The organism is Escherichia sp. MOD1-EC6819, assembly GCF_002965765.1.
In the GTDB taxonomy this organism is placed as follows: domain Bacteria; phylum Pseudomonadota; class Gammaproteobacteria; order Enterobacterales; family Enterobacteriaceae; genus Escherichia; species Escherichia ruysiae.
The window spans coordinates 1-743 of the sequence record NZ_PTRG01000042.1 but is presented as its reverse complement, the minus strand read 5'-3'; the positions used below and the strand labels follow the sequence as shown (position 1 = coordinate 743).

Annotated in this window: 1 protein-coding gene; it reads right to left on the bottom strand. The window is 52.6% G+C overall.

Translation table 11 applies throughout. The features are described from left to right. Positions 1–2: 2 nt before the first annotated feature. Positions 3–743, bottom strand: a 741-nt coding sequence (locus tag A7Z06_RS21540) for an elongation factor Tu (protein ID WP_032226617.1), incomplete at its 5' end; no start/stop codon positions are given.

Genomic DNA, 743 nt, shown 5'->3' with positions numbered 1-743 from the left:
AATTAGCTCAGAACTTTAGCTACAACGCCCGCGCCAACGGTACGGCCGCCTTCACGGATTGCGAAACGCAGACCGTCGTCCATCGCGATCGGGTGGATCAGGGTAACAACCATTTTGATGTTGTCGCCCGGCATTACCATCTCTACGCCTTCCGGCAGTTCGATAGTACCAGTCACGTCAGTAGTACGGAAGTAGAACTGCGGACGGTAGCCTTTGAAGAACGGAGTATGACGGCCGCCTTCATCTTTGGACAGAATGTACACTTCAGATTCGAACTTGGTGTGCGGCTTGATGGTGCCCGGCTTAGCCAGTACCTGACCACGTTCGATTTCTTCACGTTTGATACCACGCAGCAGAACACCTACGTTCTCACCAGCACGGCCTTCGTCCAGCAGTTTGCGGAACATTTCAACGCCAGTACAGGTAGACTTCTGAGTCTCTTTGATACCAACGATTTCAACTTCTTCACCAACTTTGATGATACCGCGTTCTACACGACCGGTAACAACAGTACCACGACCGGAGATGGAGAATACGTCTTCGATCGGCAGCAGGAACGGCTTGTCAATCGCACGCTCTGGTTCCGGAATGTAAGAATCCAGGAAGCCAGCCAGTTCCAGGATTTTCGCTTCCCACTCTGCGTCGCCTTCCAGCGCTTTCAGAGCAGAACCACGAACGATCGGAGTGTCGTCGCCCGGGAAGTCGTACTGAGACAGAAGTTCACGAACTTCCATTTCAACCAG